General features: G+C 46.8%; 19 protein-coding genes. 4 read left to right on the forward strand and 15 right to left on the reverse strand.

Features of this window, described 5'->3' with window-relative positions; genetic code table 11:
- Positions 1-169 precede the first annotated feature (169 nt).
- Positions 170-991 carry a carbon-nitrogen hydrolase family protein gene (locus tag ACW9JV_RS09265; protein ID WP_457333543.1) on the forward strand — a complete coding sequence of 274 codons (822 nt, stop codon included), beginning with the start codon at positions 170-172 and terminating at the stop codon, positions 989-991.
- Positions 981-2,315: an APC family permease gene (locus ACW9JV_RS09270; RefSeq protein ID WP_457333545.1), complete on the forward strand. Its 1,335-nt coding sequence runs from the start codon at positions 981-983 to the stop codon at positions 2,313-2,315. Before ACW9JV_RS09265 ends, ACW9JV_RS09270 begins: the two co-directional genes overlap by 11 nt.
- 35 nt (positions 2,316-2,350) lie before the next feature.
- Here the strand turns inward: ACW9JV_RS09270 and ACW9JV_RS09275 are convergent, their stop codons facing one another.
- Positions 2,351-3,769 (reverse strand): MDR family MFS transporter, encoded by a 1,419-nt coding sequence (locus tag ACW9JV_RS09275; RefSeq protein WP_457333547.1) that lies wholly within the window; start codon positions 3,767-3,769, stop codon positions 2,351-2,353.
- A 1-nt stretch (position 3,770) separates the two neighbouring features.
- Positions 3,771-4,664: a TetR/AcrR family transcriptional regulator gene (locus tag ACW9JV_RS09280; RefSeq protein WP_457333549.1), complete on the reverse strand. Its 894-nt coding sequence runs from the start codon at positions 4,662-4,664 to the stop codon at positions 3,771-3,773.
- 207 nt (positions 4,665-4,871) lie between these two features.
- On the opposite strand from ACW9JV_RS09280, the gene ACW9JV_RS09285 reads away from it, so the two are divergent.
- Positions 4,872-6,473 (forward strand): ABC-F family ATP-binding cassette domain-containing protein, encoded by a 1,602-nt coding sequence (locus ACW9JV_RS09285; RefSeq protein ID WP_457333551.1) that lies wholly within the window; start codon positions 4,872-4,874, stop codon positions 6,471-6,473.
- 44 nt (positions 6,474-6,517) lie between these two features.
- Here the strand turns inward: ACW9JV_RS09285 and ACW9JV_RS09290 are convergent, their stop codons facing one another.
- The 7 genes from ACW9JV_RS09290 to ACW9JV_RS09320 form a co-directional block, all read right to left on the reverse strand.
- Positions 6,518-7,342 (reverse strand): S1C family serine protease, encoded by an 825-nt coding sequence (locus ACW9JV_RS09290; protein ID WP_457333553.1) that lies wholly within the window; start codon positions 7,340-7,342, stop codon positions 6,518-6,520.
- Positions 7,343-7,837: 495 nt separating this feature from the next.
- The gene (locus ACW9JV_RS09295; protein ID WP_457333556.1) at positions 7,838-8,224 is read right to left on the reverse strand and encodes a hypothetical protein; all 387 of its coding nucleotides are present in this window, start codon (positions 8,222-8,224) and stop codon (positions 7,838-7,840) included.
- A 75-nt stretch (positions 8,225-8,299) separates the two neighbouring features.
- Complete coding sequence (locus ACW9JV_RS09300) at positions 8,300-8,503, reverse strand: DUF6501 family protein (RefSeq protein WP_457333558.1); 204 nt, start codon at positions 8,501-8,503, stop codon at positions 8,300-8,302.
- Positions 8,504-8,518: 15 nt separating this feature from the next.
- The gene (locus ACW9JV_RS09305; protein WP_457333560.1) at positions 8,519-8,941 is read right to left on the reverse strand and encodes a GNAT family N-acetyltransferase; all 423 of its coding nucleotides are present in this window, start codon (positions 8,939-8,941) and stop codon (positions 8,519-8,521) included.
- Between the two features lie 108 nt (positions 8,942-9,049).
- Complete coding sequence (locus tag ACW9JV_RS09310) at positions 9,050-10,264, reverse strand: NupC/NupG family nucleoside CNT transporter (RefSeq protein ID WP_457333562.1); 1,215 nt, start codon at positions 10,262-10,264, stop codon at positions 9,050-9,052.
- 248 nt (positions 10,265-10,512) lie between these two features.
- Complete coding sequence (locus tag ACW9JV_RS09315; protein ID WP_457333564.1) at positions 10,513-11,001, reverse strand: hypothetical protein; 489 nt, start codon at positions 10,999-11,001, stop codon at positions 10,513-10,515.
- A gap of 171 nt (positions 11,002-11,172) precedes the next feature.
- The gene (locus ACW9JV_RS09320; protein WP_457333566.1) at positions 11,173-11,607 is read right to left on the reverse strand and encodes a hypothetical protein; all 435 of its coding nucleotides are present in this window, start codon (positions 11,605-11,607) and stop codon (positions 11,173-11,175) included.
- 362 nt (positions 11,608-11,969) lie between these two features.
- Here ACW9JV_RS09320 and ACW9JV_RS09325 point away from each other — a divergent pair, with 362 nt between their 5' ends.
- Positions 11,970-12,302 (forward strand): CHY zinc finger protein, encoded by a 333-nt coding sequence (locus ACW9JV_RS09325; protein WP_457333568.1) that lies wholly within the window; start codon positions 11,970-11,972, stop codon positions 12,300-12,302.
- Between the two features lie 155 nt (positions 12,303-12,457).
- Here ACW9JV_RS09325 and ACW9JV_RS09330 read toward each other — a convergent pair whose 3' ends face one another.
- The 6 genes from ACW9JV_RS09330 to ACW9JV_RS09355 form a co-directional block, all read right to left on the reverse strand.
- The gene (locus ACW9JV_RS09330; protein WP_457333570.1) at positions 12,458-13,201 is read right to left on the reverse strand and encodes a ZIP family metal transporter; all 744 of its coding nucleotides are present in this window, start codon (positions 13,199-13,201) and stop codon (positions 12,458-12,460) included.
- A gap of 75 nt (positions 13,202-13,276) precedes the next feature.
- Positions 13,277-16,687, reverse strand: coding sequence for an AAA family ATPase (locus ACW9JV_RS09335; RefSeq protein ID WP_457333573.1), 3,411 nt, complete (start codon positions 16,685-16,687; stop codon positions 13,277-13,279).
- On the reverse strand, positions 16,687-17,850 hold the full coding sequence (locus tag ACW9JV_RS09340; protein WP_457333575.1) for an exonuclease SbcCD subunit D: 1,164 nt from the start codon (positions 17,848-17,850) through the stop codon (positions 16,687-16,689). The genes ACW9JV_RS09335 and ACW9JV_RS09340 overlap by 1 nt, the downstream gene beginning before the upstream one ends.
- Positions 17,847-21,527, reverse strand: a complete 3,681-nt coding sequence (gene addA, locus ACW9JV_RS09345; RefSeq protein WP_457333577.1) for a helicase-exonuclease AddAB subunit AddA — start codon at positions 21,525-21,527, stop codon at positions 17,847-17,849. Before addA ends, ACW9JV_RS09340 begins: the two co-directional genes overlap by 4 nt.
- Positions 21,520-25,020 (reverse strand): helicase-exonuclease AddAB subunit AddB, encoded by a 3,501-nt coding sequence (gene addB, locus ACW9JV_RS09350; RefSeq protein WP_457333579.1) that lies wholly within the window; start codon positions 25,018-25,020, stop codon positions 21,520-21,522. The genes addA and addB overlap by 8 nt, the downstream gene beginning before the upstream one ends.
- 251 nt (positions 25,021-25,271) lie before the next feature.
- On the reverse strand, positions 25,272-25,580 hold the full coding sequence (locus ACW9JV_RS09355; RefSeq protein WP_457333581.1) for a hypothetical protein: 309 nt from the start codon (positions 25,578-25,580) through the stop codon (positions 25,272-25,274).
- Positions 25,581-25,795: the final 215 nt, after the last annotated feature.

The raw sequence follows: 25,795 nt of genomic DNA on the forward strand, positions 1-25,795 counted from the left end.
AAAATATCATCATTACGTGATATAAATCATTAAATATGTGGATTTTACCGATCATTAGATGAAATATATCATCTTTACATGTAAGGATAGGAGAAATAGACGGAATAATCAAGCTTTTCTTGATTGGCACACGATTTGCATTATATGCAGAGCAGAAAGGGTGAAGTGTATGGTACGACTATCTTTGGCGCAGTTCACGCCTCAATGGAAAGATGTAGAGCAGAACATATTAACAATCAGGCAGTATTTGCAGGAAGCCCGTGGTCAGCAATCTGATCTCGTGCTCTTTCCGGAAATGTCTTTAACCGGCTATCTGCTTGAAGAAGATACGGGGCTCTATGCTGAGGCAGTAGAAGGAAATACAGTACAGTCCATATGCGCTTCCTGCCGGGAAATGGGAACAGGAGCTGTTATTTCCTTCCCGGAAAATGACGGGGAATCGTATTACATCTGTACGCTTTTTATTGATGCAGAAGGAAACATCCGCGGCCATTACCGGAAATCGCATCTGTTTGACGAGGAGAAACGCTATTTCAAAAAAGGTAAAACGTATCCAGTGTTCGACACACCATATGGAAACATCGGAATGATGATTTGTTATGACCTGGAATTTCCCGAAGTTTCCCGCCTTCTCCGGTTAAAAGGAGCAGACATGATTCTGATATCCACAGCAAACATGGAACCGTATGAAACGTATCAGGATATTTATCTGAAAAGCCGAGCTATGGAAAATGAAATACCGGTGATCGTGTGCAACCGGCTCGGCCAAGAAGGGTCTCTGGCATTTTTCGGCGAAAGCAGGGCTGTAGACAATAAGGGGGACGTGCTGCTGGATGCCGGGAAAGAGACAGGGCTTTTTACTGTTGATATTCCAATAGGTGAAACAGCAGATGAGAAACTGAACTACACGGCCAATATTAATCCGGATATTTACAGAGAACTGGATGAATGGATGAAAAATCAGGAGAAAGAAGGTAGATATGATGGCTGAACCAACGCTCAAACGAACACTTACATTGTACCAGGTCGTCTTGTTCGGACTCGCTTATATGACGCCGATGATAGTATTTGGCACCTACGGTGTGCTTGCCGATACGACTCAGGGTTTTGTTCCCTCCGCTTATCTTGTTGCGATGATCGCCATGCTGTTTACAGCTTACAGCTACGGAAGGATGGTTCAGGCGTTTCCGGTTTCGGGATCTGCCTATTCCTACACGAGAAAATCGATCAGTTCCCCTTTGGGTTTTATGGTCGGCTGGTCCGTTCTGTTAGATTATCTGTTTCTCCCGATGGTGATCTGGCTGATCGGAGGAGTTTATTTAAACACAGCTTTCCCTGCCGTGCCTGTCTGGGTTTGGATTTTATTGTTTATCGTAGTCACAACAACGGTTAACTTAATCGGTATTACGATGACGACGAAGGTCAATCTGTTAATGATGATTTTTCAGCTTCTTGTCGTAGCCTTGTTTATTCTGCTGTGCATCGTGAACCTGGTCCAGGGCATGGGAACCGGTACGATATTCACGTTCACACCATTTCTGGGACAGGATGCGGAGTTCCCTCTTGTGCTTGCGGGCGCTTCAATCGCCTGTTACTCCTTTTTAGGGTTTGATGCGGTGACCACATTGTCAGAAGAAACGGTGGAGCCGAAAAAAACCCTGCCGAGAGCGATTCTCTTGATTACATTAATCGGCGGCGGCATTTTTATGGCAGCTTCTTATTTTCTTCATCTTGTGTATCCGGATTTCAGTCAGTTTGCGAATTCGGACTCTGCTGCGTATGAAATTGCAAAACAGATCGGCGGCAATCTATTCAGTGCGATTTTTCTTGCCGGACTGATTTTGGCCCAGTTTGCTTCAGGGTTATCGGCGCAGACAAGCGCGGCCCGTCTGCTTTATGCGATGGGCCGGGACGGTGTCCTGCCAAGACGCATATTTGGGTTCATCAGTTCTTTTTCAAGAGCTCCGGTTCTGAACCTGCTGATTGTAGGGCTGGTCGGGCTGCTTTCCTTATTTCTTGATATTACGACTTCGACTTCCTTTATTAATTTTGGCGCCTTTGCGACATTCACTTTTGTCAATGTGTCGGTTATTGCTCACTACTTTATAAAACAGAAACAGCGAAGCGGAAAACAAATCATCCTGTACCTTATTATTCCGCTCATCGGAGCTGTCCTTGATATTGCTCTGTTTATCAATCTTGATAAGAACGCATTGATACTGGGAACCGTATGGGCTGCGGCAGGCTTCATTTATCTGATGATTCTCACCAGATTTTTCAGTCGAAAAACGCCCGACCTGCAGATGGATGAATAAAAAGAGACCGGTCCCCGTAAAGGACCGGTCTCTTTTTATTCGTAGTCGGAGGCAGTTTTCTGCTTAATAAAGAAACTGAGTACAAAACCGAAAGCTCCGAGTACGGATGCGACCCAGAATGCGATGTTGACCCCGTGGATCAATCCTTCTACATTCGGCGCGCCCCCTCCTTCATTCAGGGAGGCTGTGGTCATCACGGTGACAAGAAGGGCGGTTCCAATCGAACCTGCAACCTGTCGCAGCGTATTGTTCATTGCTGTTCCATGCGGGATCAAGTGACGCGGCAGCACATTAAGTCCGGCAGTGGTAACCGGCATCATCACCATGGCTACCCCGAACATTCTCATCGCATAAAAGATGGTCATGTAGGCAAACGTAGTCTCGGTGGACAGAAACGTATACATCACGTTGGATAACGTCACGAGAAACAGGCCGGTAATGGCGAGCCATTTAGCCCCCACCTTGTCAAAAATGCGGCCGGTGATCGGTGACATCATCCCCATTAAAACCGCACCGGGAAGCATCATCAATCCGGACTCTGTCGCACTGAAATCGCGGAAATTCTGCATGTAGATCGGAAGTACGGTGGCTGCTCCAACCATCGCCATGAAAACGAGCATTCCGACTGCGGTGGTAAGGGTAAACATGCCGTAGCGAAGCACCCTTATTTCAAGAATCGGCTCCTCAAGCTGCAGCTGTCTGCGCCCGAACAGAAGTAAGGCTGCAGCACCAACGGTCATCGATATAATGACCTCTGGACTGCCCCATCCATTATTGCCGGCTGTGCTGAATCCATACAGAATACCGCCAAATCCAAGTGTGGAAAGGATAATGGAGAGGACATCGACTTTTGGAAAATGCCGTTCGGTCACATTTTTCAGGACGAAGTAAGCAGCAATAATATCAAGGAAAGCTATCGGGAACACGATATAAAACAACGTCCGCCAGTGGAAATGGTCTACCATGAATCCTGACAGTGTAGGCCCGATCGCAGGGGCAAAAGCAATAACAAGCCCAAGAAAACCCATTGCCTGGCCTCGTTTCTCGATCGGAAAGATAAGCAGCACAACCGTCTGCATTAACGGCATCATAATACCGGCTGCAGCAGCCTGGACGATTCTGCCTGCCATTAAGATAGTAAAGTTCGGCGCGAGTGCGCAGATTAACGTTCCAACCGCAAAAGTGGAAATCGCTGTAATAAAAAGACGCCGGGTGGTGAATGTTTCAATTAAAAATGCGGTGACGGGAATCATAATGCCGTTCACCAGCATGAAAATCGTCGTCAGCCACTGTGCCGTACTTTCGGTAATATTCAAATCTTCCATGATAGGAGGCAGCGCCGTAGCAAGCAGTGTCTGATTGAGAATGGCTACGAATGCCCCTACAAGAAGAACCGCCATAATGGGAATTTTTTTCATGCCCTGCTGCTGATTGTCTTTGTGTTCATTTGTCATCTTATCTGCCTTCTTTTCTACATTCTTGTTCGTGAAGATTCTTCAGTTTTTCGATGTGCTGTTCGAGGCCGGGCCGGGTCAGAAAATCGAGAAGCGCTCTTATAAGAAAGAGCCGGGGCTCCTGTTTTCTCCATTCCTCTTCCAGAAGCCCTGCAGCATTGACCAGTTCCTCTGTCTTCTTATTATCTTCCGGCATTTTTTGGATCCCGGCATGGAGAAGAGCCAGCTGTTCATCCCTTTCTTCTTCCTTTGTTTTCTTTTCCGGGTGCCTTGCGATCTCTTCATATTCGCTCATCCACTCATCCGTTAAAATGGGGTCGAGTTCCCGGCCGTATTCCACCAGGATATCCAGTTTGGCCGTAATACCCCGGGCAAAGACCTCGGGATCAGCATGAGTATTGTTTTCCTTCACAAGACCGATATATTCTTTCATCGCTCCGTGGAGAAATAATACGTGGTCCCAGATCTGGTTTCGGACCCTATCCCCGTATACGTGCAAAAGCCAGTCTTTATGCAGGTTGATCATGGCTGCTTTTGTTTTTTTCATGAGCGGAAGAAGTTTTTGGTATTCCTGCATCGGAACCACTCTCTGCAGAAGCAGAAAAAATTCCCGGTTATCCGCGATATCTTCAAGTTCCATACTGATCATATTTATTAACTGCTGTTTTGCGGAGATCGTGCCGTCCAGGTGGACGCTCTTTGCCTTTTTCAAGAGCTGCTCATGATTGTAACGGAACACTTCAATTAACAGGTCTTCCTTGGAGGCAAAATAGTTGTAAAAGCTTCCTTTGGATATGCCGCAGGAGGAGACGATTTCCTGTACCGAGGTGGAAAAGTATCCTTTTTCGGAAAACATCTGCAGCGCAGTTTGTATAATCACTTCATGTTTTTCCATATATCTGCTTCTTCCTTTCTATCCGAAGTGACCACAAAGTCATTTTAGAACTTTTCAGTTTCGACAGCCTATTATATTCTATAGCTCACCTTGCTGCTTGTCAAAACTTTGAATCGAAAAAGAAAAGTCTTTGCTCGTCTGTCCTTCGTGTTCACCGGTAAAAATGTGTTATCATAACAGGTAGCTTAATGAAAAGGATGTATGCAGATGATCAGTTGTCAAAATGTAGAACTCCGTTTTGGAGATAAAAAACTGTTTGAAGACGTGAACATCAAGTTCACCCCCGGCAACTGCTACGGGATTATCGGTGCCAATGGAGCCGGGAAATCAACGTTTTTAAAAATATTATCAGGTGAAATTGACTCCACGGGCGGCCACGTTCATATGGAAAACGGCAAGAGACTCGCCGTTTTGAAACAGGATCAATTCGCCTATGAATCAGAGCGGGTCATGGATGTTGTCATCATGGGACACGCCCGGCTTCACGAAGTGATGCAGGAAAAAGACGCGATTTACATGAAACCGGATTTTTCCGACGAAGATGGAATGAAAGCAGCGGAGTTGGAAGGCGAATTCGCTGAACTTGGCGGTTATGAAGCCGAAACAGAGGCTGCTCAGCTGCTCCGCGGCCTTGGTGTAGGCGAAGAACTGCATGACAGGAAAATGTCGGAACTGGCCGGGTCGGAGAAAGTGAAAGTACTGCTTGCCCAGGCTCTGTTCGGTACTCCGGACATTCTTCTGCTCGATGAGCCGACCAACAACCTTGACATTGCAGCAGTACAGTGGCTGGAAGAATTTCTGATTAATTTTGAAAACACGGTCATCGTTGTTTCCCACGACCGTCACTTTTTGAATCAGGTCTGTACACATATTGCTGATATTGATTACGGCAAAATTGAGCTGTATGTCGGAAACTATGATTTCTGGTATGAATCCAGCCAGCTCGCCCAGAAAATGGCCAGAGAAGAAAACAAGAAAAAGGAAGAGAAAATCAAGGAACTGAAAGAGTTTATTGAGCGTTTCAGTGCGAACAAATCAAAGTCAAGGCAGGCTACATCAAGAAAGAAAATGCTCGATAACATCACACTTGATGATATTAAGCCTTCCTCAAGGCGTTATCCGTTTATTCAGTTCAAACCGGATCGTGAACTCGGTAAAGATCTGTTGACCGTGGAAAATCTGAGTAAAACGATTGACGGAGTGACGGTTCTTGACAACGTGAGCTTCACGTTGCGGGGAAATGAAAAAGTGGCATTTGTGGGAGATCAGGAAATTGCCAAAACTACTCTGTTTAAAATCATCTCCGGCGAAATGGAACCGGACAGCGGATCCTATAAATGGGGGCTGACGACATCCATTTCCTATTTCCCGAAAGATAACTCAGAATTCTTCGAGGAAGTGGATTTGAATCTTGTCGACTGGCTCCGGCAGTATTCCCCAAATGACCAGACCGAAACGTTTATCCGCAGTTTTCTCGGTAGAATGCTGTTTTCCGGCGAGGAAGTATTCAAGAAAGCAAAAGTACTGTCCGGCGGGGAGAAAGTACGCTGCATGCTTTCCAGAATGATGCTGAGCGGCGCCAACGTACTAATTCTGGATGAACCAACCAACCATCTGGATCTCGAGTCAATCACTGCTCTGAACAAGGGGCTGATTAACTTTAATGGTTCCGTGCTGTTTTCCTCTCACGACCATGAGTTTATTCAGACGATTGCCAACCGGATCATTGAATTCACCCCGGACGGGTTTATCGATAAACAGACAACGTACGATGAATATATCGAAGACCAAAAACTTCAGAAAAAGTAATTTTTACAGAAAAGCTGTCTATCTCAAGGAAGATAGACAGCTTTTTAATCCAGATGTTTTTTAAGAAATGCATCTACTTCTTCAGCGGGGACTGCGAGCCCTATAGTTTCCTGCTCCGGTCCTGCTCCGGTCTTTTTAGCGTATACGACTCCGCTGACTTTCCCCTCTTCCGTAATCACCGGACTTCCGCTGTTTCCGCGGTAAATCGGAGCGGAAAGTCCCATGGCATCAATTCCAGTTCTTTCATTTCCAAGTACATTTCCTTCATTTGCGATTTTAGTAAAAGAGAGCGGGTTTCCAATCACATAGATGTGATCTCCCGGAGTATCATTGTTTTCCTGAAGAGGCAGTGGAGAAAATCCTTCTCCTTTGATATCGAGAAGGGCCAGGTCTTTTTCCGGATCGCTTGCAAGCAGTTCTCCTTCATAAATATTTCCGTTCTCTGTACTGACTCCGATGGCATCCTGGTTTTCAATAACATGGTGATTGGTTAAGGCAAGTCCGTCTTCTGAAATAAAGAAGCCGGTGCCCTGGCTGCGAAGGTATTTTCCCTCCCCCTGGATAGTAACGACAGATTCTTTCCATTCCTGAATCTCTTCATTCTGGGAGAGGCGATAGGATGTTTTCAGAAAATCAAGAACATCGAGGCGGAACGTATCAAATAACATCGCTGACGTCTGGAAAACGAGCATGACGGCAATAATGACCGCCGTCCATTTCACGCCTTTATGTTTCTTTTTCCGTCTTCGTTTCTCTTTCGTATGCCGATCCGGTTCTTCTTCCAGAGCTTCCTGAAATTCTTCATAAGTAAGTTCTTCATACTCTTTTTCATACATTTCATCCAGAGAATCTTTATTTCTGTTTTTCATGCGCATCTCCTTTGCTGCTCCCTGGTTCCACTATACAACATACGGGTCATACTAAACACCTCTCATTTAATATTATATCGATAAAACACACTCTCCGTTATTTTGTTATTCTAATATAATGAGTCTTTAAGTGCTTGTCTCTTGTGAATGGACATTCCATCTATCCCCGTGTTGCAGCCTTTCAATCATATAAAAAAGAGACTGGGACAAAAGGGAATAACATTGGTGAAAACCGAACATTTAAAAATCCAGGTTAAGAAGCGCTCCTATAGCGTAGTCAAAACACGTAGACTCCTGTGGGAGCAGCACGAGTCTCGATACCCCGCAGGAAGGGTTTTTCTTCCGAGGAGGATCGAGCCGTGCCCACGGAAAGCGAAGTGTTTTGACGAAGCGGTGCGTAATGCAAAACAAAAATTCCGAACGATTTCCTTAAGGAAATCGTTCGGAATTTTTCATTCATTTTAGAGTTTTGTCTCAGACTCTTTTGCCTCTGTTTTACTTTTTGATCGAAGGAAACGATTGATCCAGTTTTTGAAGAACATGCATAATAAGGGGATAATTTTTCCCCCAGTCGCCGGATTTGTTACGGACGGAAGATACGACGTCTACCGCGGTTTCATTAGGGGCTGTCTGGACAATGGTAATAATGACATCAAACCGGTCTCTGCCTTTGCCGGCTTCCAGAAGCAGCTCCCCCCGCTCCTCATCTTTTTTAATCAATTTGTTTATGTTTCCGCCTGTTTCCGGAAGTTTTTCAGCTTCTCGGAACACCCGGGTGAAACCGGCGGCATAATACCTCGTTTTCAGTTCCTGATATTTAGGGTCTTCGGAGGTTTCTTCTCTTGGTTTGAAGATTCTACTGATTTTGTACCAGATACTCATCTACATCAACCTTTTTATTACGGATGGAAAATGCCTGTTCTATAGAAAATCGCTGGTTTCCTCTGGACTGCGCTTTTACACTTCATCAAAATAATCCTTTTTAAAACCTCCGATTCTACCTGTATCATCGATGATAAAATAAAACTCTTCCGTTTCATTTTTCACGTCGTATACCGAACCGGGGGTCAGGACGTTATCCACCTTGTACTTTTCTGCGTCGGCATGCCTGCATTTCAATTGTTTAATCGTTTCTGTTTCCGTCCAGTTTAAATGAATCACGCGATACACCTCCTTTTATTCCAAAGCCGGTGAAGCAAACACCAGGCTTTTTCTTACATAGTTCATTTTCCTTTCATAAAACGAATGAGCGTTGGTGCGCTGCAGGCCGGAGGATAAAACCACGTACTGTGCCCCTTGACGTTTGGCAAATGATTCAATATCGGAGAGTGCCTGCTGTCCAATTCCCTGAGAGCGCTTCCTTTCATCGGTGACAAAGTCATCCAGCCACAGGTGGTATCCGTTATATAAATTCTCCTGGAATTTCACACCGGCCACCGCTGTATATTCCGTATTGTCCTTCCATGCAAAGAGGCGGTACCCGCCCTGCTGCATCCGCCTTACCGTCTGTATGTAGCTTTCCTCGTTCAAATACGGCCGAAGCTGATGAATAAGAAAAAATACCGCTCTGATCTCTTCCTCATTATGGAGCTCCTCCATGGTCTATCCCCTCTCCCCCTATCATTCTTCTAAAAGCATATCAGGAACCCCGCCACTTGACAAGAAAGCAGCAGCGCCGCCTGTGGACGTGCTGCTGCGATTATCTCTTTATACAAACATTCCGGCGATTGCGGCGCTGAGCAGGGAAGCAAGAGCACCAGCGGCTACTGCTTTTAACCCAAGTTGAGCCAGCTCTTTTCGTCTTTCCGGCACAAGAGATCCAAATCCTCCGAGGATAATCGCCATCGAGGAAAGGTTTGCGAATCCGCATAGAGCAAAAGTGATAACAACCTGAGATTTTTCGGTGAAAGATTCAATTTCCGGAGCAAAACTGGCATACGCCACAAATTCATTCACGACCAGTTTCTGCCCGATGAAACTACCGGCCTGAAGAGCTTCCATCCAAGGCACGCCGATCATAAAGGCAACCGGAGCGAAAATGTATCCGAGAATCATTTCCAGTGTTAAATTCTCAATCCCGACCGCGTTTCCAACCAGTCCGAAAACAGAATTGATAACGGCAATCAGTCCGATGAACGCCAGCAGCATCGCCCCGACGTTCAAAGCCAGCTGTACACCGGTCGAAGCTCCGCGGGCCGCTGCATCAATGACATTCTGTGATTCTGTATCTTTTTCAATTTTGATCGTGTCACTGGTGGCAGATACTTCTGTTTCCGGCATCATTGTTTTTGCCATAATCAAACCGGCCGGTGCTGCCATGAAACTGGCCGCCAGCAGATAATTCAGCGGGATGCCGAGCTGTGAATAACCGAATAACACAGAACCGGCTACGGACGCCAGTCCTCCGGTCATAACGGCAAATAGTTCCGAACGGGTCATATCAGCCAGATAAGGACGCACAACAAGCGGCGCTTCGGTCTGGCCGACGAAAATGTTTGCTGCCGCCGACATCGACTCCGCTTTGCTCGTTCCGAGAACAAAGGATAAAAAACCGCCAATGATTTTGATTAATAACTGCATCACACCGATGTAATAAAGAACAGCGATCAAAGAAGAAAAGAAAATAATGATAGGAAGTACTTCAAAAGCAAATACAGTGCCGACGTTCTCCAAGTCGAGCAAACCACCTACAAGGAAATCAATCCCTTCGTAGGCGTTGTCAATAACTGCCTGAACGCCCCTTGTCAATGCTTCCAGACCGTCCCGGCCCGGGTCCCACTGCAGTACAATAAAAGCAAAAAGTACTTGAAATCCCAGTCCCCCAAGTACGGTGCGCGGATTTACTGCTTTTTTGCGGTTGGAAATAAGAAAAGCGAGAAATAAAATAAAAGCAATACCCATCAGACCCCATAAAAAGTTCATTGTTTCACTCCTCTTTTTATAATCATCCGCCCGCCAGGTCGGTTTCTCCCTTGAGGCGGAAAGACATTGATAACTTACCAAATTTACGGGAAAAAGTAAATAATTCGTACAAAAAGGATGAGAAGAATTTCTTACAATATAGAGCCTGTTTTTAGGAAAGGAGTAATGAATAGAGGGGGTAAATGATTATTTCGTAAGACATTCGCATTATGTTCAAAAAAAATCCCCTGATTTACATCAGAGGATGGTCACTCCACACTTAAACGAAGATCCGGCAGGTGATTCAGGATGAACTGCGATTTGTCAGAATCTGACTGTACCGCAAACTGCCTGTAGTATTTTAAGGCTGTTTCAAAATGAGCCGGCATATTTTCGTATTCTTCCAATACCTTATCAAAGGCATTATAGGCAAGCATTAACGATGCCACAAGGTCCGTAAAAGGAAGAATATAGGACGTAGAATCATGATGAGGGGCCGTACACAACGTCATTTGTTCGACCTGTTCATCAAAAAAGGAGGCTGCTTCCTCTATATAGGGACGGTAAAGCGGGTGGACATTCCGGGACGCTTCCTCAAAAAAGCTGCGCCATTCCCTGCAGAAGCTGATTAAATAAGGAAGATCGTTTTTGCTGACGGTCAGGTCAAACCCGGCCTGTCTGATTCTGTCCATGCTCATTGGTTCCAATGTTTCATTATTTATTCCTAAATAGAAAAACTTGCGACGATACGCTTTCATTCCGCACCCCGTCTTTCAATTATTGTCTAAAAATCAAGTTTAAATTATTGTAACATGGATAAAAGCAGTTTCCTACTCTTTTGATGAAAAAAGAAAAGGCGATTTGGTGCTGTATCATTCTGTCTGCTGTAAAAAATAAGCGCACCCGTATAGGGTGACGCATGGTTTGTGTTACAGGCATGCCCAACGGCGGACATCACTGACCAGTTCCATTATTTCACTGCTGCGGAATTCCAGGTTCTGTAGTTCTGTTGTGTACAGGTAAAGAACGATCGTATCCCGGTCCCTGTTATCAATGATCTCAACGGAACTGATTCCCTCATTTTCAGCGGCTACAGGGAGTGCCAGCCTCTGGCTCAGTCCTGCTTCTGTTACCCGGCCTCTGGGAACATCCAGAACAATTTTAAGATGATCTTCCATGTCATCGCAGATCATGCCCCACCGTTTTCCAAACCACGCGCGGCAGCCCGTCATGCTTACCAGTGTATATCCATAAGGAGGAGTCGGTACAAACTTTGTACTTGCCCATCCTCTAAGCTCCATTGCGCTGCAGAGCTCTTTCGCCTTTGTACGTACCAGCGTTTCCTGATTCTCTTTAACAGGCATGATATCCCTCCTTAAATATTACTTTTACACAGAATGTATCTGCGTATGAACCGGGCATTCTGCATATTCTGAACACTGCTCCACACATGTACTATAGCACAAACAAGGGTAGCTGTCGAATAATTGAACAAAAATTCTAACTTTTGTCACAGAATAAACGGCGGCAAGTATCTACATTTAACATAATAATGTAATTTTTTCATTAGGTCAATGCCTCTTTGTACATTCTGAAAATGTTCCTGTTCCCTGCCACTGAAAAAAGATGCCGTTTTCCGTTTGTTCTTGTTTTGTATTTCCAAATATAATACCCTGATTTTATATGATTAAACCTTTAATTATTGTGTATCCTCGGGGGGTTTTTTATGAAAATCATTAAAAGCGGAATCCACGTTCACGGAATCGGAATGGATCGTGAAACAAGATGCACCCATTATCATCAGCACCATGACATCATTGCCATTCAATGTTACTGCTGCCGGTCGTACTACTGCTGTTATGAATGCCACCTGGAACTGTGCGGTTCAGCACAGCAGAAATGGCCTCAAAGTGAGTTCGATCATGCTGCAGTATTGTGCGGCCGCTGTGGTACCGCTCTGTCTATACGGATGTATCTGGAAAGCGGTTATCAATGCCCTTTCTGCAGTGCTGCATTTAACCCTGCGTGCCGCCGTCATTATTCATTATATTTTCAGTAGGACAGTTAAAAAAACTGTACAGCACTTCGTATCAACGATACCAGAAGCAGTATACCGACGATCAGACAAACAACAGCAAGTCTTTTTTCCAATTTATTATTATTCATTGCTATTCTTCTCCTTTAACGGGTGGACCGGAAAGCTGTACTGTACGTTCAAAAAAACCACGTCATCGCCAGCATTAATAACAGACCGCCGGTAAATGAATACGTAGCGCTCAGGGCAAACCCGTCTCCATGACTTTCCGGGATGAGCTCCTTATATACGATATAAATCATGGATCCGGCCGCAAAAGCCAACCCTATCGGTACAAGATGGTTGGCAAAAGCTGTAAGCCAATATCCCATGAAAGCGGCCGCCCATTCCATCATTCCCGTACAGGCCGCGAGGATAAAAGCATTTCCCTTTTTTACTCCCTGCTGTACCAAAAAGAAAGCAACAATAAATCCTTCTGGTGCATTCTGTACGCCGATAGCCAGTGCAATTAAGAGGCCGAGCCCCTCCACTCCACTGTTATAACTAACTCCGACAGATAATCCTTCTGGAATATTATGGAGGGTGATCGCCGTCATGATAAGTAAAGCTTTTCGCTCCATCAGTTGAAATCCGAAACCTCGCGTCTCATGGTTTCTTTCAATATGTTCATGTGGAATATTCTGTTCCAGCATAGTGAGAACGAGCATACCGAGAAATATTCCCGTGATAACAGCAGCGTATCCCCCCTGATTCAGGCTTTCCGGTATTAATTCAAACATGGAAGCTGCTATCATCATGCCCGCACTGAAAGCAAGCAGCATATCTTTAGCCTGATGGGTTGTATTCCGAAACATGATGGCCGGAACGGCTCCCAGTGCTGTTGCCCCGGCAGAAAGGCCGCTTGCAGTGATGAACTCTGTCATACCCTCACCTGTCCTTTACAGAAAAAATGTGGATCTCAGGTTTTAGTTTACATAATAAAATTACGGTAAACGCATTTATCCCTGTTCTATGCTGCTTCCTTTTCCGCCGGGCTCCGCTTCTTTTACTATTAATTTATGCAGAAGACGTTCCTGAATGTCGGGAACATGACTGATAATGCCGACTGCCAGGTTATTCATCTGAAGTTTTTCAAGAGCAGTCATCACCGTATCCAGCAGCTCCTGATCGAGCGTTCCAAAACCTTCATCAAGAAAGAAAAATTCGAGTGGATAGCGTCCCTTCAACTGTATCGATGCGGATAAGGCTAGTGCCAGTGCAAGACTTGTAAGAAACGTTTCCCCTCCTGACAAGGACGAAACAGGTCTTTTTAATCCAGCGTTTGATTCGTCCCGGATAATAAAGCCGCCCTCGTCATCGATTTCCACTGCATATCTGCCTCTTGTCAGCTCCCGCAGCCATTCTGAGGCAGTACGTGTGACCTGCTGCAGTTGTTCTTCTGCCAGAAAATCAATAAAACCTCTGCCGCGGAACACCTGATCCAGTCTGCGGTACTTCTCGGCTTCACTATGCCATTCCAGGCGCTCGTTTTCCAATGCCTGATAGCGGTCTTTTTTCTGCTCCAGGGATTTCATTGTTTCCAGCGCGGCTGCCCACTTCTCCCTTGTGTAATCCACCAGTTCCAGCACACTGTTCCTCGTGCTTTCCATTCTCCCCCATTCGTCTTCAGAAATGGGACGGGCCGGTATCTTCGGTTCCAGGTCTTCCTTTGCTTTCTGCCAGTAATGCAGGGAGTGATCATGGTGTTTGATCATGCTCTCCTTTTCCGTTTTATCATGATCCGATAGGAGATACTGTTTTACTTCGTCCGGTTCATTTGGCATGTCAGTATATTTCACCGTCTGTTCTTTCCATTTACGGGCTGTGCTCTTATTTCGCTTTTGGGCTTCATTAAGAGCATGGGAGGCGACCGAATGAGCATTTTCTGCTTCCTGTTTTTCTGTTGCTGCTTTTTCCATCTCGCTCATCATATGCTGTTCTTTATCAGACCATTCCTTTTTGTGACGTTCCAGCCGGCTGCGGAGATCCCGGGAAGCTTCGTCATTCAGCAATGTCTGAATCTGTTTCTCTCTTTCCCGGACATAATCAGCGACCTGTTTCAGCTTCGTCTCTATTTCTTTGTGTTCAACCATTGTGCTGTGACGCTCATTCTTTTTTTCCTGAATATCCTGCTGCAGCTTCCGGATGTAGGAAGTGCCATCTTCCATCCTTTTCTGCAGCGTTTGTTTACGATCATCCTGTTTCATCCGCTCACGCTGTTGTTCTTCGATTGTTTCATAGCTGAACCGGGGATACGTCTTCTGCCACTCTTTTTTCTTGGCATGCAGTTGTTCCAATAATTCAGCGGTCCGGTCTACTTTCTCCTGGAGGCCGTTTGATGCTGTTTTCCACTGATGAAACAGTTCGTTTCTTTCCATCGATAACCGGTCCATATTCTGCTTTTCCCGTTCTATATCCTGCTGCAGAAAGTCAATGGTGCCGCCCTCTGTTTCCCATTCATTTAATTTTTTTTCGAGAGCTTTTTCCCATTCTTTATTCTCATGAACCGTGGGCAGAAACCAATCCGCCTTATGCTTTAAAGGTTCTTCAGAAGGGTTTACAGGTCTTGGAATCATACCTGTCATTTGATCTGACAACTGCTGAAGCAGCCATTGTCGTTGCCGGAACTGCATCTTTGCCTGTTGGAGACGCTGGACCCATTCATCCAATCTATCTTTTCTTTCCATAATATTGACTGCGTCCTGCTCTGTTTTTTCTTTTTTGGCAGGTGAGGGATGGTGGATGGAGCCACAGACCGGGCATGCCGAATCTTCGATTAACCGGGCGGCCAGCCCGGCTGCTGCCGCATGCTGCTTTATTTGTTCCGCTTCATCACGACAGTTGTCGGACCACTGTTGGAGTTGATGGATAATTTGTTCGAGCCATGGAAGCTCATCTGAACATTTATTGTACCAATATAGCAGCTGCCTGAACCTCTCTTCCAAATGCTCCTGCCGCTTCAGTCTATCTCTTTTGTAGTCTTTTAATCTGCTGGAAAAAGTGAGCTCCCGGCTGTTCTCCGCTTTCTTTTCGTCCTGGAGCTGATCATACTGCTGCTGCAGCTGACGGATGCTCTGCTTCTCTTCTTTCGCCTGCATCAATGCATAAGGATCTTCCATGGATTGCTGTAAGTGTTCCATTTCGACCTGGAAGTCCTCGACAGCCTGTTCGTATTTTTCCAGATTCTTCTGCATCGTTTCCTCTTCCGCTGTTTGCTCCCCGATGCGTCGTTCGATCTCGTTTTTCTTTTGTTCAAGGTTTTTTTGTTCATGTTTAGATTGAACCATTTCCGAATGGTATTCATCCGCTTTGTCTGCGTCATTCTCCCGACGTCTAATCTCCTGCTCTGCCTGCTGCTTTTCTGAGGTGAACGCTTCCATGTCATGAGCCGTTTTATTGTAATGGGTCCGGGCATTGTCAAGACGGAGACGGGCCTTCTCTTCTTCTTCCTGCCACTTTTGTTCTTCGGTCTGTGCCTCCAGCATGCTTTCCGCATAAGGAAGCAGTATTTCCGCTGTTGCGGAACGTTCAAGCTGTCTGCGTTGCTCTTCCATCACGCCTTGCTGAGCCAGCAGTTCGTTTCGCTTCTGCACACTTTCCTTCCATTCCTGCTCCCACTGACGGTGCTGTTTCATCCGCTGCCATTTTTCTTCGATGTGCTTTCTATCGGTAAGAACCTCCTGAAGCCGGTTTTCCCAATAGGCTTTCTCATGTCCGGCTCTTTTGAAAGCCGCCGGGTCGCTTCCCAGTCCCTGCTGTTCCGACTCGATCCGCTCCCGGGCGTGTACAGCATCCTGCAGTCCTGTTTTCACTTTTTTGATCAACTGGTCTCCATACTTCTCCAGTTGAAAGATCCGTTGAAGCATTAAACGTCGTTCATTCCCCTTTAATGTGAGAAATTCCGAAAATTTCCCCTGGGGAAGAACGACAGCCCGCGTGAAATCATGGATAGACAAACCGAGCGTTTGTTCTACTTTCTTATTCACATCACTTGTTTTATCCGCAAGAACCGTTGGAGATCCGGTCAGATCATGAAGACGAGCCCCGGCCGTTTTCACATGATGGCTGCCTGAGCGTTTGTATGTGCGCTCTACTTTCAATACGGTCTTGTGATCTCCGCTTCCCAGTTGAAACGTAAAAGAGACAAATAAGTCATTTTCTGCCTGATTAATAATACCATTCGTATTATTTGGGGCTCTTTCCACACTGCCGTATAACGCGAGCGTCATGGCATCCAGAATGGAGGATTTTCCACTGCCTGTCGGTCCGAATATACCGAAGATGCCCTCCCTGATAAGGTCGGTAAAATGGACCGTCTGTTTTTCTCTGAAGCTGTGAAGGCCTTTCAATGATAATTCCAGCGGACGCATTATGGTTGATCCCCTTCCTCTACCAATTCCATAAATAACTGCACTAATTCCTGATCCGGCGCAGCTCCTCCTGTCTGCTTTTCATAGAACTTCTGAAAGAGGTCATCAATCGGAAGGCTGCTTCTTTTTTCCACCTGTGATGTCTCCGATTGTTCCGGAAAGACAGGATAAATGTGCACAATCCCCGGATGGTGTTGTCGAATAAGCTGGATATCTTCCATCGATGGCGTGTCATCTAAATGAAGCTGCAGTTCCACCCAGGCATTCATATCTTTCTTTTCTCCGATCCAGGTCTTCACTTGTTCCATCCCTTGATCAGCCTTCCATTTCACGAGCGGACTGCCGCTTGAAACCGGGATTTCATGAATATCGGGAGATGCCTGATCTGCTTTTATATCCAGGAGGGTCACCGATTTTTGATGGCCGGCTTCTGAAAAACTGAAAGCAATCGGCGATCCGGCGTAACGAACCGGATAGTCGGGATGGTGAATATACTGGGGGCGGTGAAGGTGTCCGAGAGCAGTATACTGGACATGTTCCGGAAAAGTATCCGCGGAAAGCGTATAAGCACCGCCTACTTCAATCGGGCGTTCGGAGTCGCTTTCCGAACCGCCGGCAGCAAAAACATGGCTCATGGCGATACGGACCGCCCCGGGGCTGAACGAAGCTGTCATTGCTTCAAACAGCTCTCTGATTTTTTTCTGGTAGGCCATCTGTATTTTCTTTTCTTCCGGATCTCTGCTGAACAGTGTTTTCATTCTTGCTTCAGACGGATATGGAAGCGCAGCAAGCTGAAGCGTTTCATTTCCAACCGGGATTACGAGCGGTGTACGGCCGGGATGACCGAGAATATGGATATTCTGCGCGGCAGCGAGCCGGCGCGGAGCTTCCAGCCGCTCAGGGTGGTCATGGTTGCCGGCAATGATGACAATCGGGATGCCGCAGCGGCTGTTGATAGCAGCCATTTTTTCATAGAACAGCGCTTCAGCGTCTGCAGGAGGATTCACGGAATCAAACACGTCACCCGCCATGATAAGAACGTCTGCTCCTTCGTCCTGAATGATCTGTTCCAGCTCTTCGAGAAAGGCAGTGTGCTCCGCCAGTCGGCTTCTGCCTTCCAATGTCCGCCCGATGTGCCAGTCGGCGGTATGAAGTACTCTCATGATAACGTCTCCTGTTCGTTCATATCGATCCATTGTCCTCCATCAAATGCGTAAATGTAAGCCTCCTGGATTTCTGTTTCCCATATTGCAGAGACGGCTTCGCGGTACAGGGAGATCTGGGATTGATACCTTTGTTTCATCATTTCTTCGGCTTTGCGGGGACTGCCTGGATACCGGCTCGCATACGCATCTGTTTTATAATCAATCAGAACGGTGGTCCCGTCCTCTTCCTGAAAAATACAGTCGACAGCCCCCTGCAGAAGCACCAGATCCTGTTCCGGTGTTCCATCTATTCCATAAGTGAAAGCTGTTTCCCGATAAACCCGGGGAGCCTTCTGCATTCTTCTTCCTATTTCAGTCTGAAAGAAAGCGGCCGCCTCATGTACGTCAATAACCGCTGCCTGCTCTTCGGTTAACAACTCTTTTTCCACTAGTCTTCCGGCAAACGTCCGGCAGAACGCCGGAGTGATTTCTTTATCAAGCGGAAGATGCTGCATAAACGTATGAAGGGCTGTTCCTTTTTCTTCTGGTTTGATTCCGGTCTCCTGCATAAAGGATGGTCTGTGGGCGTACTGTGAATGGAAAACCGGATGGTATACCGGTTCACTGTATTCATCCTGCACTGTTTTCTTATATTCGCTGACGGTTTGTTTGGAACGGGTATGGACAGATGTCTGGTACGGATACTCCCAGGCAAGGCGTTCCTCGATATCGGAACTATGGTCGGAGGAAAAAGGAACCTGTTCTGCATGCAGCAGTGCGTCCTCCACCTTTTCGTCCACCTCCGGCGCATGTTCTTCCACGGACGGAAGATCTGAACGTTCCACCAGATTAATGATCCACGGCACTGGATCGTTGAAGAGCCCGTGATGAACCTCTTCCTCCTCTTTGTAGTAAGGAACGGCAGCGCGGTGTCGGAACACAGCCGGTCCTACCCAGTCCAGAAAAGATTTTGCCTTCCGCCGTTTCCATTCCGGGAGCAGCAGCTGTTCATAGTTATATCCCGCCGCCCATTCATCCAGCGTTTTTTCTGCTCTTTGAAGCGTGCCGGTCATAATTAATTTCTCTCTTGCTCTTGTCATGGCAACGTAGAGAATCCTCATTTCTTCGGCAATGCTTTCTTTATGATTTCTGATTTTAACGGCAAGGTGCGGTACCGAATCTGTCATCACCCTCTGCTCCGCATCTATATGGCGGGATCCGATGCCCAGTTCCTTATGAAAAAGAACAGGCTGGTTGAGATCCTGAAAATTAAACATTTTGTTCATTCCCGCGAGAATTACGACAGGGAACTCCAGCCCCTTGCTTTTATGGATGGTCATGAGACGAATGACATCTTCCTGTTCGCTCAATGCCCGTGCTGTCCCAAGGTCGTCACCGCGCTCCTGCATCCGCTCGATAAATTTCAGAAACCGGAACAGTCCCCGGAAGGAGGTCTTTTCATATGTCCTGGCCCGGTCATACAGGGCGAGAAGGTTGGCCTGCCGCTGCCGGCCCCCGGGGAGCCCCCCGGCGAAATCGTAATATCCGGTTTCCTGCTGCAGATCCCATATGAACTCGGATAAAGCTTCGCTTCGCGCTCTCTCTCGCCAGTCCTGCAGCCTGTCGCAGAAAGAGCTGCATTTTTCTTTCCAGGTCGTGTCAGCCGCTGCGGCAGCCGCTTTTTTCAGCGCATCATAAAACGACCCGTGTTTGTCCATCGTACGAATGGCGGCCAGTTCTTCTTCATTCATGCCGCCTATCGGTGAACGGAGAACAGAAGCCAGCGGTATATCCTGTCTTGGATTATCGATGATTTTCAATAGTGAGAGCATGACATTTATCTCTACCGCTTCAAAGTAGCCTCCGCTTAGTTCCGCATAAATCGGAAGTCCTTCTTTCCTGCATTCTTCTACAAAAGTGGAAGCCCAGCTCATCGAGCGCATCAGAATAACGACATCACGAAAAGTCATCTTCCGCATCTGCTTCGTTTCTTTATCCAGTACCTGGTGTCCCTCTTGAAGCATCTGCCTGATTCTCCTTGCGCTCCATCTTGCTTCCAGCTGGGCTGTTTCCAGATCTTCCATATCCTCATCGGCTGTGCCGGAAAGTGGCGTTCCTTTATTGATCAGCACAAGTTCCGGTTCTTCGACATTCTCCGGGTAGTCCTTATTTCCCGCTTTGAGTTCCGCTGCTTCATCATAATCCATTTCCCCGGTGGAGACGTCCATCAGCTGGCGGAAAACAAAGTTGACAGCCTGAATCACTTCTTCCCTGCTCCGAAAATTTTGATCAAGATGAATGAGCCGTCCGGGTTCGTCACTGTTTGGGCTGTAGGTTTGATATTTTTCAAGGAACAACCCTGGATCGGCCATACGGAATCGGTAAACACTCTGTTTGACATCTCCGACATAAAACAGGTTCTGCCCTTTTGCGATTGTTTTCAGAATGGTTTCCTGAGTATGATTGGTATCCTGGTATTCATCAATCATAATTTCTTCAAACCAGTTCTGATACTCCTCCGCTGCTTCTGAGCCTTCCATCCGTAGAATCGATAGACTTAAATGTTCCAGATCCGCAAAATCGACGACGTTTTTTTCTGCTTTTGCTTCCTCGTACCTTTTCGAAAATTCCAGCACTGTCCGGGTCAACTCATTGATGGAATCGGCCATGTCATATATGGCCTGCCGGTGATCTTCCGGCGGGACGCTGAAAGCTTCTGTCTGAAGCGAACGGATCTCTTTTTTCACTTCATCGCGAAGGGTTTTCACGCGGTTCTGCAATGTTTCATCCACGTCATCGTCTTTTTTGATGGTCTGAAGTTTGGAAAACGCTGCTGCCTGAAGCTGTTCATACAGGCTTTTCCAATCCGGTATTTCACGAAGGTGCTGGACCATCGCTTTATCTTCTTCCAGGGTTTTTAGATAGCCCTGAGGTCCATGAGGCCTTCGGCAGACAGCTTCAGCCTGGATGAGTTTCTCCAGTGATGCATGGATCCGGACATCGGCGTCCTCCCGGATTTCCCGTCCCCAATCCGTTGTTTCAACGGGGGTGCTGTCTGAAATCTGATAGCTTTCCGCAGTTTGTTGCAGCCATTGATGCGGATTGGGATGAGCTCTGGAAAAATGGAACAGTTTACGCAAGATGGTCCTCACCCCTTCGTCACTGCGGTCACTGCTGAAGCGTTCGGCTGCTTTCAGGAAAGCGTCGTTTTCCGGAGCATTGAACTTATCTTCCAGCACGTTTTCCAGCACTTCGTCCCGCATGAGTTCCCCTTCCGTTTCGTCGAGAATCCGGAATTGCGGATCTATGTTTATTTTATAATAATACTTGCGGATCACACTCATGCAGAACGAATGCAGGGTGGAGACCTGAGCCCGGTTGACGAGGGAGAGCTGCCGCTGAAGATGAAGCGAGCCGGGATGTTTGTTGAGTTCCCTGGCAAGGGCGGCTGAAATACGTCCCTTCATTTCTGCGGCTGCAGCCTTCGTGAACGTGACGATAAGAAGCCGGTCCACATCCACAAGCTGGTCCGGATCGGTCATTTTATGGATGATCCTCTCCACCAATACAGCGGTCTTTCCGCTTCCGGCGGCTGCGGAGACAAGCATATCCGCCCCCGTCCGGGATACGGCTTCCCACTGGTTATCCGTCCATCCGGAGTGCTGCGGTTTTTCAGGTATTCCCATCTTATTCATCTTCCTCCTTCTCCGGGGAGAAAAGGTGCGACACAATCTCCTCCTGGTTTTGACGGAGCATACGGTAACTGTTCGATTCAAACGATGTATCGAACTGACAGACAGAGCGGAAAGAACAATACATACAGGCGGTGGCCTGCCCGTTTTTAAACGGATGGATATCTGTTCTTCCCTCCATCATTTTGTCACCATCATGTTGAAGCTTTGAACGGATGAACGTACGCATCGCTTCAAACTGTTCATCTCTGAGCACCGATGAATTGGAGTAAAACGAGCCGTCCTTTTTGATAGCTGCAGGCACCACCTGGGAGTAACCGGTCGATAGAGAGGTATCCATCAGTCTCACCGGTTCTTCCTCGGCCATCAGAAGTCCCTTCATTTTAAATCGTTTCAGGAATTCCTGCTCCAGTTCATCCGCGCTCATCCGGGTGGGTACCTGCAGAAAGGGATTGTGTATATGAAAATAAAGAACCCCGGCCGGCTTAAGATTTTCCTTCCCGATCCATTCTTCAGAAAAGGAAAGCACTACATCGAGATAAACAAGCATCTGCAGGGCAAGACCGTAATATACTTCAGACAGGCGGATATCCTTTGCACCGGACTTGTAGTCGATGATCCGGACATAAAAGCCGTTTTCCCCTTCCGCCCCATCAACACGGTCAATGCGTCCGGCCACTTCCATTTTTGTTCCGTCAGACAGAGTGAAGGTAAGGGGCGGCAGTGTCTCGTCGGGACCAAATCCAAGTTCCAGACCCATCGGCGTAAATCCTGAAACACCGGCTTGCTGGCGTAACATATCAGAGGCACGCACGACGGTGGTTTCAAGTTTCTGCTGCAGGTAGCGGTAGCGGCTGCTGCTCAGCAGAATTTCTCTTTGAATCGTCGGCACAACCCGGCTGACAGACTTTTTCGCATAGCTTCTGCATTCTTCTGCAGAGAGTGTTCCCCACTGTTTTCCTTCCTGTTGAATCTGCTCGCTCATTTCTTTTAAGGCTCCGTGAAATAACTGACCGATATCGGGCGCTTCCAGTTTATACAGCTCCCGTTCCCGAAGGCGGAGCCCGTATGAAGCAAATTGGGCAAATGCACAGGATTCGAACTGTTCCACCCTGGAAACGCTGGCTTTCAGCGGCTGGCCGTACAGTTGTTTCGTTAAGGACGTGGATACCGGAACGGCTTGATTGGTGAAAAAGAGGCTGTTTGTCATGACCTGCAGGGAAGGCCGCGGCGCATGAACAACAAACCAGTTATAAATATCCCACCAGACAGGTGCCACCGGGTATCCCTGTTTCCACCTTTGCAGCTGGTAAGTCAAAAAGGAGCGGGTTTTCCGGTTCGCACCGGCGAAGACTTCCTGTTCATCCTCCGGATATTCCTGCGGTTCATTAAAAAGCAGCTTATCTTCAAGTCCAGGGAACATGTCTTTGATTTGACCGATTAACCTGGACGTCTGCAGCGTCCGTCCTTCTTCGTCTGCCAGCGGCCGGCTGATATAAAGTTTCTCCCTGGGAAGAGACAGTGCCCTGTAGATAAGAAACTGTTCATTCAAAAGTCTTGTTTCCGCGTCATCGGCAAGTTCTATGCCCTCCCGGTTAAACCACTGCCGTTCTTCATCCGTCAATATTCCCTCTTCTTCAAACGATGCAGGCAGAATGCCTTCATTTACTCCTAAAATAAAACAGACACGCACCTGTGCAACCCGGGATCTTTCCATATCTGCTGCAGTTACCTGATCCACAGCAGGAGGAACGAGCGCAAACGACATGGATTGTAAACCAGTTTCCATCATCTGATAAAATGTCTGAAACGACACGGTTTCCGCGCCGGCCATTTCGACCATCTGCTCCAGTAAGTCCACGAGCGCGTTCCATACCTGATCGTGTTCTCCAGCTTTCGAAAGATCATTTTTAGCAAGATCTTCATCACGGATTTTTTCGATTTTCTCCGCTATCGACAGGTTTTCGATGAAAGTATACAACGTCTTGCAGTAATCCTTCACGGTTTCTGCTTTTTTCATCTGCTTTTCGAGGTGTAACAGCGGGTCGGCCATACGTCTTCTCGATTGGTTTAACTGCTCCTCGACAGAGACATCTTCAATGGTTTTGGACTGTTCTCCCTCTTGATTTGTCCGGGCTTTTGTGAAGGACCAGTTTTCTTTCTGTTTCCAGTGCTTTTCCTGTATTCCATAAGCCAGCACGTAATTTTCCAGGTGATCCAGTTCTTCCTTCGCCTCTTTCCAGTTTTCATCAAGAGAAAAGAACATGTCCGTTTTCCAAGCACGGAACAAGGGTTCATACCGCCATCCGACCGACAGAACCTCCAGCGAAGACCGGAGGCATTCCACTACCGGATGATTGAGCATCGGCCGCTTCTGGTCCATAAACAAGGGGATGCCGTAATCGCGGAAGACAGACTGAAGCATTTCACTATAGTCTGCCATATTCCGGGTAACTACAGCTATATCTTTGTATCGGAACTCTTCACGCACCAGTTCATTTATTTCACGCGCCGCGGCTTCTATCTCGGTTCGGCGGTTCACTGCCGTGGAAAGAAAAATATCATCATCAACCGGTCCTGGTTCGATCGGCCTTTTTTCGAAACATCGCTCCAGATGGAACAGACCGGAGCTTTGATGTTTTCTGCCGGCGGAAAAGTGAATCGTCTCGACCGTTCCGGCATCGCTGCTTCTGCTCATTTCCATCAGTTTCTGATACGTCACCGCCGGTTGATAAAATAAATCGAGCATAGACGGCGGTTTGTCATTATCAGGTTGATCCAGGGTCAAAGCAACTGTCATATCGGACACATGATAGTACAGGGACTGGAGAACATTGTACTCCTGTGGTGTAAAAGAATGGAACCCGTCGACATAAATGTCGGCTTGATGAAGAAAGGTGGAGGACGGGATTCGTTCAGCCAGCATCTGCAGATAATCTTCCGCTCCGGCATAACGATCTCCAAGAAAATCCTCGGTATGCTCCCAGACCGTTAAAATATCATGCAGTTTATCGGCAAGAACCTGTTCCTGTCCCGATTTGTCCGCCCTGTCATCCAGTTCCCTTAATTTTTCATGCAGTCCGGGAATCGAGACCATCTGGCGTTTGCATTCGGTGATGAACTGCTCCATCTGCTCGATAAAACCTGTTTTATTGGAAGCAGACTCATACAGACGAAAGGCTGCTTTTTGTTCTTCGATAATTTTACGAATAAGTACGTGAATACCGTGCTGCTGCAGGTAGGTCCGGGTAATCCCGCCGGTCTCCTGCAGGACGTTCCAGGCCATCCGGGAAAAGCTCAATACGCGCAGGCTGGTGAACCCGGTCCCCAGTTTTGAAACCAGGCTCTGTTCAGCCTGGAATGTCATCTGGTCCGGAACCAGATAAATGACAGAACGATCCGGTACGGATGTTTGTTTTAATGTCTGCACGATTTCATTCTGAATGGCGGACGTTTTCCCTGTACCGGTTCTACCGGTAAAAAAACGGACAGTCATGGTCGTTCCCCCCGACTTGACAAAACGATTTAAAGATAACGGAAATCATATGTTCGCTTTTTTCATTTTATACAAATGTTGAAAAAAGATAAAGTCTTGACGTCTGAAAACAGCTGGATGACAAATACCGGAGTACCGGCATAAAAAAAGAAGACTCCCCTGCTTTTTTCGGACCGTCTTCTTTTTCCTGGTTTATTTGAAGGATTGGTTTATGTCTGCCCGTTTCAAAACTTCCGCCATTTTCTGAATATTCAAGCGCCTGATTTCTTTCTGAAGTGTTTAATTCCGCTGCAGCTGAGATGCTGGAACGGACCAAATCCGCTGATTCTGATCCGGAGCTCACGCTTTATTTGAAGGTCACGGTGAATATAAAGCGTAATTCCATGGCAGGTGACTATTTCATAGTCGGCTGTGGTTTCAGGATTTTCAAATGACATCATAACATCTACAGGCCCGCGCTGTTTGTTTTGATGGAAAGGATAAAATGGATGCAGAGCAACGAAACCACCGTTTTTACTTATCCAGGCTGCTGATTTTTTATCAAGATTAATGCTGGTCATACGTAAGACCTCCCCCTGCTGTTTCCTCACTTTGTAAAGTGTAAATAAATTATAACACAAAGATATATGTATTTATCAATAGATACATAGAGGAATTTTAATTTAATTTAAATTAAACAAGATTCATAACTATACATCAAATCTTATCGAAAAATGTCAGTATTATTGGAGGTTGCCCTGCGTATTTTATGAACTTTAGTCAACACATCATAAAA

It is taken from the genome of Salibacterium sp. K-3, assembly GCF_054052005.1.

What these genes read in the sequence shown, in the direction of transcription:
- addB (WP_457333579.1), bottom strand. Translation starts at nt 25,020, where the DNA reads ATGACTGTCCGTTTTTTTACCGGTAGAACCGGTACAGGGAAAACGTCC.
- ACW9JV_RS09295 (WP_457333556.1), bottom strand. Translation starts at nt 8,224, where the DNA reads ATGAGTATCTGGTACAAAATCAGTAGAATCTTCAAACCAAGAGAAGAA.
- ACW9JV_RS09335 (WP_457333573.1), bottom strand. Translation starts at nt 16,687, where the DNA reads ATGCGTCCGCTGGAATTATCATTGAAAGGCCTTCACAGCTTCAGAGAA.
- ACW9JV_RS09325 (WP_457333568.1), top strand. Translation starts at nt 11,970, where the DNA reads ATGAAAATCATTAAAAGCGGAATCCACGTTCACGGAATCGGAATGGAT.
- ACW9JV_RS09285 (WP_457333551.1), top strand. Translation starts at nt 4,872, where the DNA reads ATGATCAGTTGTCAAAATGTAGAACTCCGTTTTGGAGATAAAAAACTG.
- ACW9JV_RS09305 (WP_457333560.1), bottom strand. Translation starts at nt 8,941, where the DNA reads ATGGAGGAGCTCCATAATGAGGAAGAGATCAGAGCGGTATTTTTTCTT.
- ACW9JV_RS09310 (WP_457333562.1), bottom strand. Translation starts at nt 10,264, where the DNA reads ATGAACTTTTTATGGGGTCTGATGGGTATTGCTTTTATTTTATTTCTC.
- ACW9JV_RS09280 (WP_457333549.1), bottom strand. Translation starts at nt 4,664, where the DNA reads ATGGAAAAACATGAAGTGATTATACAAACTGCGCTGCAGATGTTTTCC.
- ACW9JV_RS09315 (WP_457333564.1), bottom strand. Translation starts at nt 11,001, where the DNA reads ATGAAAGCGTATCGTCGCAAGTTTTTCTATTTAGGAATAAATAATGAA.
- ACW9JV_RS09340 (WP_457333575.1), bottom strand. Translation starts at nt 17,850, where the DNA reads ATGAGAGTACTTCATACCGCCGACTGGCACATCGGGCGGACATTGGAA.
- ACW9JV_RS09275 (WP_457333547.1), bottom strand. Translation starts at nt 3,769, where the DNA reads ATGACAAATGAACACAAAGACAATCAGCAGCAGGGCATGAAAAAAATT.
- ACW9JV_RS09270 (WP_457333545.1), top strand. Translation starts at nt 981, where the DNA reads ATGATGGCTGAACCAACGCTCAAACGAACACTTACATTGTACCAGGTC.
- ACW9JV_RS09290 (WP_457333553.1), bottom strand. Translation starts at nt 7,342, where the DNA reads ATGAAAAACAGAAATAAAGATTCTCTGGATGAAATGTATGAAAAAGAG.
- ACW9JV_RS09330 (WP_457333570.1), bottom strand. Translation starts at nt 13,201, where the DNA reads ATGACAGAGTTCATCACTGCAAGCGGCCTTTCTGCCGGGGCAACAGCA.
- addA (WP_457333577.1), bottom strand. Translation starts at nt 21,527, where the DNA reads ATGAATAAGATGGGAATACCTGAAAAACCGCAGCACTCCGGATGGACG.
- ACW9JV_RS09265 (WP_457333543.1), top strand. Translation starts at nt 170, where the DNA reads ATGGTACGACTATCTTTGGCGCAGTTCACGCCTCAATGGAAAGATGTA.
- ACW9JV_RS09355 (WP_457333581.1), bottom strand. Translation starts at nt 25,580, where the DNA reads ATGACCAGCATTAATCTTGATAAAAAATCAGCAGCCTGGATAAGTAAA.
- ACW9JV_RS09320 (WP_457333566.1), bottom strand. Translation starts at nt 11,607, where the DNA reads ATGCCTGTTAAAGAGAATCAGGAAACGCTGGTACGTACAAAGGCGAAA.